The organism is Enterobacter cloacae complex sp. 342H5, from assembly GCF_050030905.1.
Classification (GTDB): domain Bacteria; phylum Pseudomonadota; class Gammaproteobacteria; order Enterobacterales; family Enterobacteriaceae; genus Enterobacter; species Enterobacter intestinihominis.
This window is the reverse complement of record NZ_JBLGVB010000001.1, coordinates 1993882-2008372: the sequence shown is the minus strand read 5'-3', so window position 1 is coordinate 2008372 and position 14491 is coordinate 1993882. Positions and strand designations below refer to the sequence as shown.

At 54.9% G+C, this 14491-nt stretch carries 16 protein-coding genes; 10 read left to right on the top strand and 6 right to left on the bottom strand.

The genetic code is table 11. From position 1 onward, the window contains the following. Both ACQG03_RS09745 and ACQG03_RS09740 read left to right on the top strand, forming a co-directional pair. Nucleotides 1-861, top strand: a complete 861-nt coding sequence (locus ACQG03_RS09745; protein WP_063163304.1) for an efflux RND transporter periplasmic adaptor subunit — start codon at nucleotides 1-3, stop codon at nucleotides 859-861. Next, complete coding sequence (locus tag ACQG03_RS09740) at nucleotides 861-2894, top strand: FUSC family protein (RefSeq protein ID WP_426726152.1); 2034 nt, start codon at nucleotides 861-863, stop codon at nucleotides 2892-2894. The genes ACQG03_RS09745 and ACQG03_RS09740 overlap by 1 nt, the downstream gene beginning before the upstream one ends. Here ACQG03_RS09740 and sodC read toward each other — a convergent pair. The 3 genes from sodC to ACQG03_RS09725 all read right to left on the bottom strand — a co-directional run bounded on the left by sodC (nucleotide 2873) and on the right by ACQG03_RS09725 (nucleotide 4657). Continuing rightward, nucleotides 2873-3391 carry a superoxide dismutase [Cu-Zn] SodC gene (sodC, locus tag ACQG03_RS09735; RefSeq protein ID WP_022647904.1) on the bottom strand — a complete coding sequence of 173 codons (519 nt, stop codon included), beginning with the start codon at nucleotides 3389-3391 and terminating at the stop codon, nucleotides 2873-2875. The two genes, ACQG03_RS09740 and sodC, sit on opposite strands and share 22 nt — an antisense overlap. An 81-nt stretch (nucleotides 3392-3472) precedes the next feature. Then, nucleotides 3473-4369, bottom strand: coding sequence for an aldo/keto reductase (locus ACQG03_RS09730; RefSeq protein WP_003857612.1), 897 nt, complete (start codon nucleotides 4367-4369; stop codon nucleotides 3473-3475). Between the two features lie 48 nt (nucleotides 4370-4417). After that, complete coding sequence (locus tag ACQG03_RS09725) at nucleotides 4418-4657, bottom strand: DUF1289 domain-containing protein (RefSeq protein WP_023299951.1); 240 nt, start codon at nucleotides 4655-4657, stop codon at nucleotides 4418-4420. Nucleotides 4658-4805: 148 nt separating this feature from the next. Here ACQG03_RS09725 and eptA point away from each other — a divergent pair, with 148 nt between their 5' ends. The 5 genes from eptA (at nucleotide 4806) to rnt (ending at nucleotide 9485) form a co-directional block, all read left to right on the top strand. Then, nucleotides 4806-6431 carry a phosphoethanolamine transferase EptA gene (gene eptA / locus ACQG03_RS09720; protein ID WP_063163280.1) on the top strand — a complete coding sequence of 542 codons (1626 nt, stop codon included), beginning with the start codon at nucleotides 4806-4808 and terminating at the stop codon, nucleotides 6429-6431. Nucleotides 6432-6472: 41 nt separating this feature from the next. After that, a complete protein-coding gene (locus tag ACQG03_RS09715) occupies nucleotides 6473-7072 on the top strand; it encodes a TetR/AcrR family transcriptional regulator (RefSeq protein WP_022647900.1) in 600 nt (199 codons plus the stop codon). A 53-nt stretch (nucleotides 7073-7125) separates the two neighbouring features. Further along, nucleotides 7126-8223, top strand: a complete 1098-nt coding sequence (locus ACQG03_RS09710) for an alkene reductase (protein WP_023299948.1) — start codon at nucleotides 7126-7128, stop codon at nucleotides 8221-8223. Between the two features lie 98 nt (nucleotides 8224-8321). Then, the gene (gene gloA / locus ACQG03_RS09705) at nucleotides 8322-8729 is read left to right on the top strand and encodes a lactoylglutathione lyase (protein WP_063163279.1); all 408 of its coding nucleotides are present in this window, start codon (nucleotides 8322-8324) and stop codon (nucleotides 8727-8729) included. A 96-nt stretch (nucleotides 8730-8825) separates the two neighbouring features. Then, the gene (gene rnt, locus ACQG03_RS09700) at nucleotides 8826-9485 is read left to right on the top strand and encodes a ribonuclease T (RefSeq protein WP_003857625.1); all 660 of its coding nucleotides are present in this window, start codon (nucleotides 8826-8828) and stop codon (nucleotides 9483-9485) included. A gap of 78 nt (nucleotides 9486-9563) precedes the next feature. Here rnt and grxD read toward each other — a convergent pair whose 3' ends face one another. Beyond that, complete coding sequence (grxD, locus tag ACQG03_RS09695; protein WP_003832760.1) at nucleotides 9564-9911, bottom strand: monothiol glutaredoxin 4; 348 nt, start codon at nucleotides 9909-9911, stop codon at nucleotides 9564-9566. A 338-nt stretch (nucleotides 9912-10249) separates the two neighbouring features. On the opposite strand from grxD, the gene ACQG03_RS09690 reads away from it, so the two are divergent. Both ACQG03_RS09690 and sodB read left to right on the top strand, forming a co-directional pair. Then, nucleotides 10250-11008 carry a C40 family peptidase gene (locus ACQG03_RS09690; RefSeq protein ID WP_058647179.1) on the top strand — a complete coding sequence of 253 codons (759 nt, stop codon included), beginning with the start codon at nucleotides 10250-10252 and terminating at the stop codon, nucleotides 11006-11008. Between the two features lie 122 nt (nucleotides 11009-11130). After that, nucleotides 11131-11712 carry a superoxide dismutase [Fe] gene (gene sodB, locus ACQG03_RS09685; protein ID WP_017693553.1) on the top strand — a complete coding sequence of 194 codons (582 nt, stop codon included), beginning with the start codon at nucleotides 11131-11133 and terminating at the stop codon, nucleotides 11710-11712. A 37-nt stretch (nucleotides 11713-11749) separates the two neighbouring features. Here the strand turns inward: sodB and ACQG03_RS09680 are convergent, their stop codons facing one another. After that, nucleotides 11750-12916, bottom strand: coding sequence for an MFS transporter (locus ACQG03_RS09680; RefSeq protein WP_063163278.1), 1167 nt, complete (start codon nucleotides 12914-12916; stop codon nucleotides 11750-11752). Nucleotides 12917-13076: 160 nt separating this feature from the next. Beyond that, a complete protein-coding gene (locus tag ACQG03_RS09675; protein WP_003857632.1) occupies nucleotides 13077-13166 on the bottom strand; it encodes a YnhF family membrane protein in 90 nt (29 codons plus the stop codon). 297 nt (nucleotides 13167-13463) lie between these two features. Between ACQG03_RS09675 and purR the strand changes: the two genes are divergently transcribed. Beyond that, nucleotides 13464-14489: an HTH-type transcriptional repressor PurR gene (purR, locus tag ACQG03_RS09670; RefSeq protein ID WP_006809011.1), complete on the top strand. Its 1026-nt coding sequence runs from the start codon at nucleotides 13464-13466 to the stop codon at nucleotides 14487-14489. Nucleotides 14490-14491 lie beyond the last annotated feature (2 nt).

Sequence of the window (14491 nt, the reverse complement as noted above, 5' to 3'; positions counted from 1 at the left end):
ATAGCATTGAAAACGTTAAAATATTTTTCCACTCTTTTCGTTTTAGCGCTGGCGCTTATGGCCGGCTGGTGGCTCTGGAATTATTACATGCAGTCGCCCTGGACGCGTGACGGCAAGATCCGCGCAGAACAGGTCAGCATCACGCCACAGGTGTCCGGCAGTATCAGCGCGCTGCTGGTGAAGGACAACGAGTTCGTTCATGCGGGCGATGTGTTATTCCGCATCGATGAGACCCCTTTCCACATTGCGGTGCTCAATGCCCAGGCGCAGCTCGCAAAAGCTCAATCAGATCTGGCAAAAGCCAATAACGAAGCCGAACGTCGCCGACATCTGTCGAGGAATTACATCTCTGCGGAAGATCTCGATACCGCCAATATCAATGTAAAAGCCATGCAGGCCAGCCTGAAGGTTGCAGAGGCAACGCTGAAACAGGCCGAGTGGCAACTGACCCAGACCGTGGTCAAAGCTCCGGTGGATGGATGGATCACGAGCCTGTCGACCCGTGTGGGGGATTACGCCATCACAGGCCAGCCGGTCTTTGCCCTGGTAGATAGCCACTCTTTCTATGTTGTAGGTTATTTTGAAGAGACCAAGCTGCGCCATATCCGCGAGGGTGCGCCTGCCCGGATCACGCTTTACAGCGGTGCAGAAAAGTTACAGGGTCACGTTAGTAGCATAGGTCGGGCAATTTACGATCAGAGCGTGGAAACCGATTCTGGTCTGGTGCCTGACATCAAACCCAACGTACCGTGGGTGCGTCTGGCTCAGCGGGTGCCTGTTCGCGTCGAGTTTGAGCAACTGCCGAAAGACATTACTCTGGTCTCTGGCACAACCTGCACCGTCGCCATCGGATCGCGATGATGAACCTGGGGGCTTTCTCCTGGCGCAATACGCCGTGGATAAAAGCGACACGGCCGCAGTGGCGTTACGCGCTGCGTAACGGCATCGCCATGTGCCTTGCGCTTACGGTAGCCTATTATCTGAATCTGGATGAGCCTTACTGGGCGATGACCTCTGCTGCGGTCGTCAGCTTCCCTACCGTCGGGGGCGTTATCAGTAAAAGCCTCGGGCGCGTGGCGGGTAGCCTGCTGGGTGCGACCGCTGCACTGCTTCTTGCCGGCCATACCCTGAACGATCCCTGGCTCTTTCTGTTAAGCATGTCGGCATGGCTGGGGCTGTGCACCTGGGCCTGCGCCCATTTTACCAACAACGTTGCGTACGCGTTTCAACTGGCAGGTTACACCGCAGCCATTATCGCCTTTCCGGTCGTCAACGTGCTGGATACCACCGAGCTATGGGACATCGCCCAGGCACGCGTATGTGAAGTGATGGTCGGCATTCTGTGCGGCGGCGTCATGATGATGATCCTGCCCAGCACCTCGGATGGCACTACGCTTATCACCGCCCTTAAAACGATGCACGCGCGTTTGCTGGAACATGCCAGCCTGCTCTGGCAGCCTGATAGCAGCGATAACATCCGTCTAGCACACGAAAAGGTCATCGGCCAGATCCTGACCATGAACCTGTTACGCATCCAGGCATTCTGGAGCCACTACCGTTTTCGTCGCCAGAACACGCTCCTGAACTATTTACTGCACCAGCAATTGCGGATGACGAGTGCGTTCTCGAGCCTTCGCCGGATGTTGCTGAACTGGCCTGCGCCGCCAGCCCATACCCGGGAAGTTATCGAGGCGCTGCTCGCCGCCCTTGCGCGTCCGGATGCCGATATCTATACCGTGGCCCGTATTATCGCGCCGCTCACCCCAACGGATGAATATGATTACCGGCACCGCGCCTTCTGGCAGCGTCTGAACTATTTCTGCCGCCTGTATCTGCGCAGCAGCCGCTGGTTAAAAGCCGTCGAAAATGCCACGCCCGTCACCGAATTTTCCGTTCCCGGTAGCCCAGCTCTGGCGCGCCATACCGACGCAATGGAGGCGCTGTGGAGCGGTTTTCGTACGTTTTGCGCGTTGACGGCCGTGGGCGCATGGGCCATCACCACGCAATGGGATGCGGGCAGTGCAGCCCTGACGCTTGCGGCAATCAGCTGCGTGCTCTATTCCGTCGCAGCTTCCCCATTTAATTCCCTGACGCTTCTGCTGCGTACGCTGGTACTGCTGTCGCTGTTCAGCTTCGTGGTGAAATTTGGTTTGATGGTGCAGATAACCGACCTCTGGCAATTTCTGCTGTTTCTCTTCCCGCTATTAACCACCATGCAGTTGCTCAAACTGCAAATGCCAAAACTGGCCGGTCTGTGGGGGCAGTTGATTGTTTTTATGGGCTCATTTATCTCTGTAACGAATCCTCCGGTTTACGATTACGCTGATTTTCTCAACGATAACCTGGCGAAGATCCTCGGCGTGGGGCTGGCGTGGCTGGCTTTCGCCGTGCTACGCCCGGGCTCGGATGCGCGTAAAAGCCGCAGACATATTCGTGAGCTGCGCAGGGGTTTTGTCGATCAACTGAGTCGCAGCCCGCATCTGCGTGAAAGCGAGTATGAATCGCTGGTCTACCATCATGTCAGCCAGCTGAACAACAGCCAGGATTCCCTCTCCCGTCGCTGGCTACTGCGCTGGGGCGTGGTGCTGCTGAACTGTTCGCACGTGGTGTGGCAGCTGCGTGCCTGGGAGACGCGTTCCGACCCGCTTTCGCAGGTCCGCGATAATTGTATTTCCATGCTCCGCGATGTCATGAGCGAGCGCGGAGTTCAGCAACGCCCCCTGAGCGTCACGCTCGCCGAGCTTCAGCGTATTTGCGACGCTCTGGCGCACCACCATCAGCCTGCGGCCCGCGATCTGGCGTCCATTATCTGGCGGCTGCACTGCTCCCTGTCACAGCTTGAACAGGCGCCGCCACCCGGAACAATTGGCGATCAGATCACCCCGCAGGCATAGCGCGCCCCGCCGCCGCCAAGCGGTTTAGGTTGATCGGACATGTTATCGCCGCCCACATGGACCATCAGCGCCTTGCCTTTGACCTCGTCAATCTTTTTCAGCCGGGGCGCAACAACCGGATCGGTGGCTTTACCGTCGTTATTCACCACCAGCACCGGCAGATCGCCGAGGTGCCCCATACCTTCCGGGCCTTCATGCTTACCAGAGTTGTGCGGATCCAGATGCCCCCCAGCGGCCTCAGCGGCTGAAGGTTTCCCCTCTTTCATTGCAGGTTGACAGCTGCCTTTGGCATGAACGTGAAAACCATGTTCACCGGGTGGAAGGGCCTTGAGATCGGGAGCAAATTCCAGCCCTTTATCGGTTTCGGTGATTTTCACCGTCCCGATGGACTGGCCTACTCCCTGAGAAGTGACGAGATTCATTTCAACTTCTTCGCTGGCTGCCTGCGCTCCTGCGCAAACAACCAGCGTGACCACTGCCAGAGCAAAACGCTTCATATGACCTCCACGGGTTATTTTTTGCACCTTAAGTTTATACCAGCGGCGCAGATTTCACCGGAAAGTCAGGTTCAGGCGTGCTCAGGGTACGTCGTAGCCCAGCGCCGCCTTGCGGATGCGGAACCACTGCTGACGCGTCATATCCAGCTCTTCAGCAACAAGCGCAGCGCGGACACGCTCAATTTTGCCGGAGCCGATAATCGGCAGCGGTTTAGACGGCAGGCGCAGGATCCAGGCGTAAACCACCTGCTCAATACTCTCCGCATTCAGTTCGCGGGCCACCGTTTCAAGCTCGTTACGCAGCGGCTGGAATGCTTCATCGTTAAACAGGCGGCCGCCGCCCAGGCAAGACCATGCCATTGGACGGATGCGCAGCTGTTGCAATTGGTCGAGCGTGCCATCCAGCAGCAGCGGCTGATGAACAGGCGAAATCTCCACCTGATTCGTCGCCAGCGTAAACGGCAGGCGAGACTGCAATAGCGCAAACTGTGCCGGGGTGAAGTTAGACACGCCAAAATGACGTACTTTGCCGCTCTGGTGTAGCGTCAGGAACGCTTCCGCAACCTCATCCGCATCCATCAATGGATCGGGACGGTGGATCAGCAGCAGGTCGATACGATCGGTGGCCAGGTTGACCAGTGACTGCTCGGCGCTTTTAACGATATGCGCGCTGTCAGTGATGTAATGCCCAAGTGCATGCTCCGGTTTTGCTGTGGTGGCAATACCGCATTTGGTCACAATCTCCATACGTTCACGCAGCGCTGGCGCACGCTTCAGCGCTTCGCCAAAAGCGGCCTCGCACTGATAGCCGCCATAAATATCAGCGTGATCGACGGTGGTGATCCCGAGATCGAGATGCTCTTCTATAAAGTCCGCCAGCTGGACCGGAGACATATTCCAGTCCATAAGGCGCCAGTAGCCCATAACGAATCGGGAGAATTCCGGGCCCTGCGGGGCAAGGGTAATACGCTGAACCATAACATTTTCCTCAAGGAAGTCATGTCACCAGTATACGCAATTACCCTGCTAAAACAGTGAAGGTTGCTGAGGTTCTTCGGTTTCAACCGCTTTGTTTGCACGAATTTTGCGCAGCAGACGTTGTCGGCAGAGCCGTAAGACCTCCTGCTTTTGCGCGTCGCTGAAATTTTGCCAGTTAAAACGTTCATCGCGTGTGCGCATGCAGCCACGGCAGTATCCTCGTTCATCAACCTGGCAAATACCCCGGCACGGGCTCTGGACAGGGAAAAATTCCAGTTGCTCTGCCACACCTACCTCCAGAACGTCATTATTCCCTACAGTGAAGACCCTAAATGGCCTGCATGCAAGGAGTGTCCGTCACAAACAGGGCATTAAGGTTTCGCTAATCTTCCCTTCTTATACTCGCCGCATTGATATAACGAATGGTCTGGTCATCATGTGGCTCACTAAAAAGTTACACTGTAACGATACGAAATTTACCCTCGCCTGTGCGCTTTTCTTCACCGTGTTCAATGCGCTGTTTATCCAGCGCAGCTGGTCAATTATCGCACCTGCCCGTCTGCACGACGTGCTTTTTGCCGCCAGTGTGCCGCTGGTTCTGTTCTGCGGCTGGGTCATTGTTTTTAGCCTGCTGAATATTCCCTTTATTCGCAAGCCGCTCATGATTGCCCTGACCATAGGATGCGCCGCCGCGACCTGGTTTATGTACACCTATGGCGCGGTTATCGATCAGAACATGATTGTGAACGTGTTTGAGACTAACTCCCAGGAAGCGACAGCCCTGGTAACGCCGCAGCTGATCCTGTGGCTGGCCGTCGCGGGTCTGGTCCCTTCCGTCATCTTAGCCCTGACGCGCATTCGAACCGGAAAATGGTGGTATGCCCTGCTAACACGTTTCGCCGCTATACTGGGTGCGCTGCTGGTGATCATTCTCGTCGCGGCAGTGTTCTATAAAGACTATGCTTCGCTGTTCCGCAATAACAAAAGCATCGTCAAAATGGTCACTCCGGCGAACTACGTGAGCGCCGTTGTGAAGTACAGTAAAATGCGCTGGTTTGCCGGCGACCAGACGCTGGTCCGCATTGGCGAGGATGCCCATAAAGGCGCGCTGATTTCCGGCCAGCACAAGAAAACCGTGCTGGTTCTGGTGGTGGGCGAAGCCTCCCGCGCCGCAAATTACTCGTTAAATGGTTACCCGCGTGAAACCAACCCCGAGCTGAAAAAGCGGGATGTCATCAACTTCCCACAGGCCTCTTCCTGTGGCACGGAAACCGCCGTTTCCGTCCCCTGCATGTTCTCCGGCATGACGCGAAAAAAATATGACGCGGACCTCGCCCATCATCAGGAAGGACTGCTCGATGTGCTTAACCACGCCGGGTTCAACCTGCTGTGGCGTGACAATGACGGCGGGTGTAAAGGTGCCTGTGACCGCGTGCCGCACACGGATATGACCCAGTGGAAACTGGATCAGTTCTGTAAGGACAAATCCTGTATCGACGACGTCAACCTGTACCGCCTGGACAACGTGCTGGACGGAATAAAGCAGGATACCGTACTGGTGATACACCTGATGGGCAGCCACGGTCCGGCTTATTACAACCGTTACCCGGACCGCTTCCGGAAATTCACCCCAACCTGCGATACCAATGAAATTCAGGATTGCGATCATCAGTCGCTGATCAATACCTATGACAACTCGATTCTGTATACCGATAGCGTGCTCAGCCGAACCATCGACGCGCTAAAAGCCCGGCAGGCCAGTATGAACACAGCGCTCATTTACCTCTCCGATCACGGCGAATCGCTGGGCGAAAGCGGAATTTACCTGCACGGTACGCCGTATATGCTGGCCCCGGAGCAGCAAACGCATATTCCGTTTATGTTCTGGCTCTCCCCGGACTATGCGAAAAACTTCGGCGTAAACACGGATTGCCTGCGTAACCATGCTGCAAAAGAGGCAGTTTCACAGGACAATTTGTTTGCCACGGTTCTGGGCATGATGGACGTGAAATCAGTGGTTTATCAGCCGCAGCTGGATATTTTGTCGCAATGTCGTCGCTAAGCGGGCTTGCATTAGACCGAACGGTCTATTAGAGTAAGAGCATGAGCAGACATACAGAACACGATACACGAGAACATTTGCTGGCTACCGGCGAGCGCCTTTGCATGCATCGCGGGTTTACCGGTATGGGGCTGAGTGAGTTATTAAAAACCGCTGAAGTGCCTAAGGGATCGTTTTATCACTATTTTCGATCCAAAGAGGCGTTTGGCGTAGCCATGCTGGAGCGGCACTACGCCAGCTACCATCAGCGCCTGGCAGCCCACTTCGCCAGCGGCGAAGGTGACTACCGGGATCGTGTTCTGAACTACTATCAGGAAACGCTGACGCAGTTCTGTCAGCAGGGCATCATCAGCGGTTGCCTGACGGTAAAACTGTCTGCCGAAGTGTGCGATCTCTCCGAAGATATGCGCACCGCCATGGATAAAGGGGCCAGCGGCGTAATCGCTCTGCTGGCTCAGGCGCTGGAAAAAGGCCGCGATGAAACAACGCTCTCCTTCTCCGGCGATCCGCTCACGCAGGCACAGGTGCTCTATTCCCTCTGGTTAGGCGCCAACCTGCAGGCAAAAATGTCTCGCAGCGCCGTGCCGCTCGAAAGCGCGCTGGCGCATGTGAAAAACTGTATTACTGCGCCTGGCGTCTAACCGGCGTTTTTATTTACCCTTTTACTAGTCGACTGGTCTACTCAGGAGCCATTATGTCCGCTGAAAAGCTATTTACCCCACTGAAAGTGGGTGCCGTTACTGCCCCAAACCGCGTGTTTATGGCCCCACTTACCCGTCTGCGCAGCATCGAGCCGGGAGATATCCCAACGCCATTGATGGGTGAGTATTACCGTCAGCGCGCCAGCTCGGGCCTGATTATTTCCGAAGCCACGCAGATTTCTGCCCAGGCCAAAGGCTACGCCGGTGCGCCGGGTCTGCACAGCCCGGAACAGATCGCCGCGTGGAAAAAAATCACCGCAGGCGTTCATGCTGAAGATGGCCGTATTGCGGTTCAGCTGTGGCACACCGGTCGTATCTCGCACAGCAGCATCCAGCCTGGCGGTCAGGCGCCCGTTTCTGCCTCTGCCCTGAATGCGAATACCCGCACTTCCCTGCGTGATGAAAACGGTAATGCTATTCGCGTCGACACCACCACGCCACGCGCGCTTGAGCTGGACGAGATCCCGGGTATCGTGAATGATTTCCGTCAGGCCGTCGCCAACGCCCGTGAAGCGGGCTTCGACCTGGTTGAGCTGCACTCTGCGCACGGCTACCTGCTGCACCAGTTCCTGTCACCGTCTTCCAATCAGCGTACCGACCAGTACGGCGGCAGCGTTGAAAACCGCGCGCGTCTGGTGCTTGAAGTGGTAGATGCCGTGTGTAATGAGTGGAGCGCAGATCGCATTGGTATTCGAGTTTCCCCAATTGGTACCTTCCAGAACGTCGACAACGGTCCGAACGAAGAAGCGGATGCGCTGTATCTGATTGAAGAGCTGGCTAAACGCGGTATCGCGTATCTGCACATGTCCGAGCCGGACTGGGCAGGCGGCAAGCCCTACAGCGAAGCCTTCCGCCAGAAAGTTCGCGAGCGCTTCCACGGCGTGATTATCGGGGCGGGCGCTTATACGGCAGAGAAAGCCGAGGATCTGATCGGTAAAGGTCTGATCGACGCCGTGGCCTTTGGCCGTGATTACATTGCTAACCCGGATCTGGTTGCCCGTTTGCAGAAGAAAGCCGAACTGAACCCGCAGCGCCCTGAAAGCTTCTATGGCGGCGGCGCGGAAGGTTATACCGACTACCCTTCACTGTAATCCCGCTTTGTACATTGATAGCGGCGACCTTTCGCCGCTATACTAAAACATCGTTTCTGTTCAAAAGATAATCCATTCCACTGGTTAATGAGGAAATTATGCGCCTACTTCACACCATGCTGCGCGTTGGCGACCTGCAACGTTCCATCGATTTCTACACTAACGTTCTGGGCATGAGGCTGCTGCGCACCAGCGAAAATCCGGAATATAAATACTCTCTGGCGTTTGTCGGTTACGGCCCGGAATCTGAAGAAGCGGTCATCGAGCTGACCTACAACTGGGGCGTGGACAGCTACGAGCTGGGTACGGCTTACGGCCACATCGCGCTGGAAGTGGATAACGCGGCTGAAGCCTGCGAACGTATCCGCAGCAATGGCGGTAACGTCACCCGTGAAGCCGGTCCGGTTAAAGGCGGCACCACCGTGATTGCGTTTGTTGAAGATCCGGACGGGTATAAAATCGAACTGATCGAAGCTAAAGACGCTGGTCGCGGTCTGGGCAATTGATCCCGCAGGGCGCACTATGCGCCCGTTGTTTTGCTGCATCCCCTCTCAAAATTTGCCATAATGCGCACTGCTTTTTCCCCCTTGTAAGAGACCCTGATGTCCGATAACGCTCAATTTACCGGTCTGTGCGACCGTTTTCGTGGTTTTTATCCCGTTGTCATTGATGTAGAAACAGCCGGATTTAACGCTAAAACCGATGCGCTGCTTGAAATTGCCGCCATCACGCTGAAGATGGATGAACAGGGCTGGCTTGTACCGGACACCACGCTGCATTTCCACGTTGAACCCTTTGAAGGCGCAAACTTACAGCCAGAGGCGCTGGCCTTTAACGGTATCGATCCGACAAACCCGCTGCGCGGGGCGGTAAGCGAATACGAGGCGCTGCACGCCATTTTCAAAATGGTGCGCAAAGGCATGAAAGAGAATGACTGTAGCCGCGCCATCATGGTGGCTCACAATGCCACCTTTGATCACAGCTTCACTATGGCTGCCGCCGAGCGTGCCTCGCTCAAGCGTAATCCATTCCATCCGTTTGTGACCTTCGACACCGCCGCGCTGAGCGGCCTGGCGCTGGGGCAAACCGTGCTCTCTAAAGCCTGCATCACGGCGGGTATTGCGTTTGACGGCACCCAGGCGCATTCCGCGTTATACGACACCGAGCGTACGGCGGAGCTGTTCTGTGAGATCGTCAACCGCTGGAAACGTCTCGGCGGCTGGCCGCTGCCGATGGGCGACGAGGCCGATCTTCAATCGTAGGTTGGGTAATCAATAGCCCCACAGGACAAAAAAAAGCGACCAACATAATGTGGTCGCTTTTTTATATCCGCAGAAAACTTATTCTGCGTCCGGCTCTTCGGTTTTATACTTCGCCGCAGTCTCTTTGATCAGCTGTTGCAGTTCGCCGCGCTGATACATTTCAATCAGAATATCACAGCCGCCAACCAGTTCACCGTCAACCCACAGCTGTGGGAAGGTCGGCCAGTTTGCGTATTTTGGCAGCTCAGCGCGGATGTCCGGGTTTTGCAGGATATCAACGTAAGCAAAACGCTCACCACAGGCGGACAGCGCCTGAACCGCTTGCGCGGAGAAGCCGCAGCTTGGCAGCTTCGGAGAACCTTTCATGTACAGGAGAATCGGGTTTTCAGCGATCTGGCGCTGAATTTTTTCAATAGTGGTGCTCATGTCTTGCTTCCTTTAACTTCTGTTACGGCATCAGTCTGACATTGTAGCGGGTCAGGCCGACATCGGAAAATAACATTTTTGTCACGTCTCATTATTTTATCCGCTATCGCGTAAAGTTGCATTGATAATGACGTTTAAGGCTACGCGCCGTGCGGTTTTGCTTAAGGAGCGAACAAGAGTGCGACAGAATGGTGAATTTTTTTGCACTTGCTAACGAAACACAATTTTTGAATGAAAAATGCTATTAACTTATTCCGATTTTATGGATTAGAATCGACTGGTTTTGTAAATCTCATGCGGGTATGTATTTTGGCTCGCACTTATCAGGGGACTGCCCAGTGGCGCGGATAACTAAAATCTCGATGACGCTCTGTGCTTTACTGTTTACCACACTCTCATTTACGCCAGCGGCGAACGCCTCCGAACAGGCGCGGCATTCTGCTGTACAAAAAACGCATCTGGCAAAAACCACAGAACGTAAGAAAAAAACCACCAGCAAAACAGTAAAGAAGAAAACCACCGCTCACACCAAAAAGACCGCCTCCAGTAAAACCAAAACTCTCCGTTCCGCCACGCACAAAACCACTCGCACGACCGCCAGCCTGGTGAATGATAAATGCACCATGCGCAAAGGCCATAAAACGAAATGCGCAAAAGTGACGAAGCTGGCTGACGTGCATAAAGCGCGTATGCAGAAAGCGCAAAAAACGGCGATGAATAAACTGATGGGGCAAATAGGTAAACCATATCGCTGGGGTGGCACCTCTCCGCGCACCGGTTTTGACTGTAGTGGGCTGGTTTATTATGCCTATAAAGATCTGGTGAAGTTTCGCATTCCACGCACCGCCAATGAGATGTACCATCTGCGCGACGCCGCGCCTGTAAACCGTGGCGAACTGCAAAATGGCGACCTGGTGTTCTTCCGCACCCAGGGACGTGGCACGGCCGATCACGTTGGGGTGTATGTGGGTAATGGTAAATTTATCCAGTCACCGCGCAGCGGTCAGGACATTCAGATCACCTCCCTCAGTGAAGATTACTGGGTGCGCCACTATGTGGGAGCGCGCCGAGTGATGACGCCAAAAACCATTCGCTAGACCCTGCCCTGCCGCCTCCGTGGCGGGGTAAGTTCCTCTTTTGCATACCCTTTCAATTTGCTATTCTGTCCTTGTTGTCTGTAGGGTTATTGGCAACATATAAAACTATAAGGAGAGTAGCAATGTCGTTCGAATTACCTGCACTACCGTATGCAAAAGACGCCCTGGCTCCGCACATTTCTGCGGAAACCCTGGAGTACCATTACGGCAAGCATCACCAGACCTATGTCACCAACCTGAATAACCTGATCAAGGGCACCGATTTTGAAGGCAAAACGCTGGAAGAGATTGTGCGCAGTTCAGACGGTGGCGTATTCAACAACGCCGCTCAGGTGTGGAACCACACCTTCTACTGGCACTGCCTGGCTCCAAATGCAGGCGGAGAACCTACCGGTGAGCTGGCCGCAGCGATTAACGCCGCGTTCGGCAGTTTCGCGGATTTCAAAGCGAAATTTACTGACGCAGCCGTTAAAAACTTTGGCTCCGGCTGGACCTGGCTGGTAAAAGAGGCTGATGGCAAACTGGCTATCGTTTCCACTTCTAATGCGGGTACCCCTCTGACCACCAGCGCAACGCCGCTGATGACCGTGGACGTATGGGAACACGCCTATTACATTGATTACCGTAATGCGCGCCCGAACTACCTGGAACATTTCTGGGCACTGGTTAACTGGGAATTTGTTGCGAAGAACTTCGCCGCATAAGGGACACGCAGAAGGGGCAACCCTTCTGCGTTTTTATTTATTCCGCCGTACACACCGCTTCTGGCTGTTTACGCCCGGACATCAACACCAGCAGCAAGCCGAGTGCGGCAATGATCGCCCCCATCACCGGCACAAAGCTGTAACCCAAACCACCCGAAATCACCGCCCCACCCGCTGCGGCTCCCAGCGCATTTCCCAGGTTAAACGCACCGATATTCACGGATGATGAGAGCCCCGGCGCCTCATGCGCAACGCGCATCACGCGCATCTGCAACGGCGGCACCACGGCAAAGGTTGCGGCGCCCCACACCACCATGGCAATCGCGGCACCCACTTCGTTACGTGCCAGCCACGGGATCGCCACCATGATGACAATCAGCAGCGTTAAAAAACCTTTCAGCGTCCCGCTGACGGAGCGATCTGCAAATTTCCCGCCGAGATAGTTGCCAATCGAGAACCCGACACCAATCAGCACCAGCATCGCGGTAACAAAGAGTGGCGTTGCGTGGGTAATGTCGTGCAGCACCGGGGAGATATAGGTGTAGAGCGTAAACATCGCCCCTGCCCCCAGCACCGTGGTGAGCAGCGCGGACAACACCTGAGGACGCATCAGCACCGCCAGCTCTTTACGTACTTCCGGACGCTCACCGGCACTTCCTTTCGGCAGCGAGAAGAACAGCGCGACCATCGCGACCACGCCCAGTCCGGCGGTTGCGAGGAAAGACATACGCCAGCCGATGGCTTCTCCCAGCCAGGTGGCAGCGGGAACGCCGCCGATATTAGCGATGGTGAGGCCCATAAATATAGTGGCTACCGCGCTGGCCTGCTTATGTTTTGGCACTACGCTTGCGGCAACAACCGAGCCCAGCCCGAAGAAAGCGCCGTGGTTCAGGCTGGTCAGAATACGAGAAAGCATCAGCGTGGTGTAATCCGGCGAAATCGCGGAAAGCACATTTCCGAGAGTAAAAATTGCCATCAGGAAAATCAGCGCATTGCGTCGCGCGCGGTGCGAAAGCAGCAGCGTCATCAGCGGTGCGCCCACCATCACGCCGATCGCATAGGCGCTAATCAACATACCGGCCGCAGGGATAGAGACGTCCACACCCCGGGCGATAACAGGCAATAACCCCATCGGGGAGAATTCAGTGGTGCCAATCCCAAAAGCGCCAATCGCCAGGGCCAGCAGGGGAAAATTGATTTTCATGAAAAGACTCCGGATACCGTGCCGTTACCCGGCACAGACTAAGAAGGCAAAAGCATGACATCAATCACAAAAAATGAGAAGTTAACATTTTGGCAAAAGATTTTTGCCGGAGAGGTAACAATAGCGGCAAGGGAGGGAGAAGACTCTCCCTCCACCTAAATCAGTGCAGCGCAGCGGTTAAACCACCCGCAACAATCAGGGCAAGAACAACAATGGTGGTAAACAGCGAAAACTTCAGATCGGTACTCATCAATTTTTCTCCTTTTATTCACCCTACGAAAAGTGAGCTTGCTCATTTTTACACAGTTCAGGTCAAAAATCTTCCAGGATTTAAACGGATATCCACTTTACCTCTTCCCCTTTTCATCAAGATAGGACAAAATTCCACGCTAAATTTATTAGCGTACCGGCCACTGACCCCCTCCTGACGTCCTGTGTCGTTTTCCCGGCGTGTCGCAACTCATGTTTGCGTAATAAGGGTGAGAGAAGGCAAACGTTTACCTTCATTTTTTTCAGGAGCTTAGGATATGGTCTGGAGTGACATTTAATGGCAACAATTAAAGACGTAGCAAAACGCGCAAACGTTTCCACTACAACCGTATCACATGTTATTAACAAAACGCGTTTCGTCGCAGAAGAGACGCGTAATGCCGTTTGGGCAGCAATCAAAGAACTGCACTACTCGCCAAGTGCGGTCGCCCGTAGCCTGAAGGTTAATCACACCAAATCGATTGGCCTGCTGGCCACCAGCAGTGAAGCGGCTTACTTTGCTGAAATCATCGAAGCCGTTGAAAAAAACTGCTTTCAGAAAGGCTATACCCTGATTCTGGGCAACGCGTGGAACAACATTGAAAAACAGCGCGCTTACCTGTCGATGATGGCGCAAAAGCGCGTCGACGGCCTGCTGGTCATGTGTTCTGAATACCCTGAGTCGGTGCTTTCCATGCTGGAAGAGTATCGCCACATTCCGATGGTAGTGATGGACTGGGGCGAGGCGCGCGCAGACTTCACCGACTCTGTTATTGATAACGCCTTTGAAGGCGGCTACATGGCCGGGCGTTATCTGGTAGAACGCGGGCATCGTGAAATTGGCGTGATCCCGGGCCCGCTGGAGCGTAACACCGGTGCTGGCCGTCTGGCCGGTTTCATGAAAGCGATGGAAGAGGCGCTGATTACCGTGCCAGAAAACTGGATTGTCCAGGGCGATTTCGAGCCGGAGTCGGGCTATCGCGCCATGCAGCAGATCGTCTCCCAGCCGCATCGCCCTACCGCTGTGTTCTGCGGCGGCGATATCATGGCAATGGGCGCGCTCTGCGCGGCGGATGAACTCGGCCTGCGCGTTCCGCAGGACATCTCGGTGATCGGCTATGACAACGTGCGCAACGCCCGTTTCTTTACCCCGGCGCTGACCACCATTCACCAGCCGAAAGATTCGCTGGGTGAAACGGCCTTCAATATGCTGATGGACAGGATCGTCAACAAGCGAGAACAGTCCCAGTCCATTGAAGTCCACCCGCGCCTGATTGAACGCCGTTCCGTTGCCGACGGTCCGTTCCGCGACTACCGACGTTAATC

Excerpts from the sequence above, each read along its gene's own strand:
- ACQG03_RS09715 (WP_022647900.1), top strand. The coding sequence starts at position 6,473 with ATGAGCAGACATACAGAACACGATACACGAGAACATTTGCTGGCTACC.
- gloA (WP_063163279.1), top strand. The coding sequence starts at position 8,322 with ATGCGCCTACTTCACACCATGCTGCGCGTTGGCGACCTGCAACGTTCC.
- purR (WP_006809011.1), top strand. The coding sequence starts at position 13,464 with ATGGCAACAATTAAAGACGTAGCAAAACGCGCAAACGTTTCCACTACA.
- ACQG03_RS09680 (WP_063163278.1), bottom strand. The coding sequence starts at position 12,916 with ATGAAAATCAATTTTCCCCTGCTGGCCCTGGCGATTGGCGCTTTTGGG.
- grxD (WP_003832760.1), bottom strand. The coding sequence starts at position 9,911 with ATGAGCACCACTATTGAAAAAATTCAGCGCCAGATCGCTGAAAACCCG.
- sodC (WP_022647904.1), bottom strand. The coding sequence starts at position 3,391 with ATGAAGCGTTTTGCTCTGGCAGTGGTCACGCTGGTTGTTTGCGCAGGA.
- ACQG03_RS09710 (WP_023299948.1), top strand. The coding sequence starts at position 7,126 with ATGTCCGCTGAAAAGCTATTTACCCCACTGAAAGTGGGTGCCGTTACT.
- eptA (WP_063163280.1), top strand. The coding sequence starts at position 4,806 with ATGTGGCTCACTAAAAAGTTACACTGTAACGATACGAAATTTACCCTC.
- ACQG03_RS09740 (WP_426726152.1), top strand. The coding sequence starts at position 861 with ATGAACCTGGGGGCTTTCTCCTGGCGCAATACGCCGTGGATAAAAGCG.
- rnt (WP_003857625.1), top strand. The coding sequence starts at position 8,826 with ATGTCCGATAACGCTCAATTTACCGGTCTGTGCGACCGTTTTCGTGGT.
- ACQG03_RS09730 (WP_003857612.1), bottom strand. The coding sequence starts at position 4,369 with ATGGTTCAGCGTATTACCCTTGCCCCGCAGGGCCCGGAATTCTCCCGA.
- sodB (WP_017693553.1), top strand. The coding sequence starts at position 11,131 with ATGTCGTTCGAATTACCTGCACTACCGTATGCAAAAGACGCCCTGGCT.
- ACQG03_RS09675 (WP_003857632.1), bottom strand. The coding sequence starts at position 13,166 with ATGAGTACCGATCTGAAGTTTTCGCTGTTTACCACCATTGTTGTTCTT.